Here is a 2,497-nt window from a genome sequence, read left to right on the forward strand (position 1 = left end):
CCCGCCCCCGCTTCCACGGTCCCCACCAGGCCGCGATCCTCACCCCGCCCGCCCGCGCCACGGCCTTCACCTCCTTCGACGTCACCGCCGCCGACCGCCGCGAGCTCGCCGACCTCCTGCGCACCCTCACCGACCGCGCCCGCTTCCTGACCACCGGCGGCACCCCCGCCCCCACCGGCATCACCGCGCCGCCCCCCGACTCCGGCATCCTCGGCCCGCACGTCCCGGCCGACGGCGGACTCGGCGTCACCCTCTCGGCGGGCGCCTCGCTCTTCGACGGCCGCTACGGCCTCGCCGACCGAGCCCCGCGCCTGCTGCGCACCATGCCCGTCTTCCCCGACGACGACCTCGACCCCGCCTGGTGCCACGGCGACCTCGGCCTCCAGCTGTGCGCCGACAGCCCCGACACCGTCCTGCACGCCCTGCGCGACCTCACCCGCCACACCCGCGGCGGCCTGCAGATCCGCTGGCGGCTCGACGGCCACACGGCCCCGCCCCGCCCTTCCGGCACGCCCCGCAACCTCTTCGGCTTCAAGGACGGCACCTCCGGCCCCGACCCCCGCGACGCGCGCCTCATGGACCGCCTCGTGTGGACCGCCGCGGACTCCGGCGAACCGCCCTGGGCCGCGGGCGGCAGCTACCAGGTCGTCCGGCTGATCCGCATGCTCACCGAGTTCTGGGACCGCATCCCGCTCTCCGAACAGGAGCGCGTCATCGGCCGCAGCCGCGACACCGGCGCGCCCCTCGACGGCGCCCGCGAGAGCGACCCGCCGCGCTACGCCCACGATCCCCAGGGCGAGGTGACCCCCCTGGACAGCCACATCCGTCTGGCCCACCCGCGCACCCCCGGCAGCGAGGCGCACCGGCTGCTGCGCCGCTCGTACAACTACGACCGGGGCGTCGCCGGCAACGGCACCCTCGACCAGGGCCTGCTCTTCTGCTGCTACCAGCGCGACCCGGTGCGCCAGTTCACGACCGTGCAGAAACGACTCGCCGGAGAGCCGCTGACCGACTACGTCACCCCCTTCGGCGGCGGCTGGTTCTTCGCCTTCCCCGGCGTGCGGGACCGCGCGGACTGGTACGGCCGCGCGCTGCTGGCGGGCGGGACGGGCCGAACGGGAGGAAGCACATGACCTGTACCCGTATCCGCTTCGGCACGCGTACGCGCGCCCGCGCGCGTAGCCGTCCGGGGAGGGGCGCCCGCCTCGGCGCCGCCTTCGCCGTCCTCGCCACGGCCACCGCCGCGGCCGCCTCCCCGCCCGCGGCCGCGGTGCCGTTCCCCGGCGACTGGACCGGGACCGAGTCGCCGATCGAGCACCTCGTCGTCGTCTTCGACGAGAACGTCTCCTTCGACCACTACTTCGCGACCTACCCGCGGGCCGCCAACACCGACGGCACCCGCTTCGAGGCCTCCCGCGCGACGCCCGCCCGGATCGACAACCTGCGCACGGCCGGGCTGCTGCAGCGCAACCCCAACCAGTACCCGCCCCGCCGCCTGTCCTCCCGGCAGGCCCTGACCTGCGACCAGAACCACTCCTACGGCCCCGAGCAGTACGCGGCCAACGGCGGCAAGGCCGACAAGTTCGTCCAGAACACCGACTCCGGGAAGTGCTCCGGTCGGCTGTTCGGCGAGCCCGGGCTCGTCATGGACTACTACGACGGGAACACGGTCACCGCCCTGTGGAACTACGCCCAGCACTACGCCCTGAACGACCGCTCCTTCAGCACCACCTACGGGCCGTCCACACCCGGCGCGATCAACCTCGTCTCCGGCCAGACCCACGGCGTCGTCTCCACCGACCCCGCCTCCGGCACGGAGCGGCCGCGGCGCACCGCGAAGCCCGACCCGCGCGTCGTGGCCGCGCCGGACGCCGGCGGCACCGGCACGATCCTCAACGACCCCGACCCGGCGTACGACGACTGCTCCAACCGGGACCGCACCGGGCGCGGCGCCCTCGCCGCCATGACCGGCCGGAACATCGGGGACGTGCTCGGCGAGGAGGACGTCACGTGGGGCTGGTTCCAGGGCGGGTTCCGCCCGAGCACCCCCTGGGACGGGGAGCCCGGGCACCACGCGCGCTGCTCCGGGCGCACGCACGCCAACGCCGGGGGCACGCGGGTGATCGACTACAGCCCGCACCACGAGCCGTTCCAGTACTACCGGTCGACCGCCAACCCGCACCACCTCCCGCCGCGGTCCGTCGCCGAGATCGGCCACGACGGGCAGGCGAACCACCAGTACGACCTCACCGACTTCGACGCGGCGCTGCGCGCCGGGCGGCTGCCCGCCGTGAGCTTCCTCAAGGCCCCCGCCGCGCGCGACGGGCACGCGGGCTACTCCGGGCCCGTCGACGAGCAGCGCTTCCTCGTGGAGTGGATCAACAGGATCCAGAGCGCGCCGCAGTGGGGGAGCACGGCGGTCGTCATCGCCTACGACGACTCCGACGGCTGGTACGACCACGCCTACGCCGCGCCGCGCAACGGCTCCCGCCTCGGG

Annotated in this window: 2 protein-coding genes; both read left to right on the forward strand. The window is 74.9% G+C overall.

Going from position 1 to position 2,497, the window contains the following annotated elements:
* Positions 1–1,133, forward strand: a 1,133-nt coding sequence (locus V7793_RS36360; protein ID WP_336013948.1) for a Dyp-type peroxidase, incomplete at its 5' end; no start/stop codon positions are given.
* Positions 1,130–2,497: alkaline phosphatase family protein (locus tag V7793_RS36365; protein ID WP_336013949.1), on the forward strand; the 1,368-nt coding region annotated here is incomplete at its 3' end. The genes V7793_RS36360 and V7793_RS36365, both read left to right, overlap by 4 nt.

Source organism: Streptomyces sp. KLMMK (genome assembly GCF_036961605.1).
In the GTDB taxonomy this organism is placed as follows: domain Bacteria; phylum Actinomycetota; class Actinomycetes; order Streptomycetales; family Streptomycetaceae; genus Streptomyces; species Streptomyces telluris.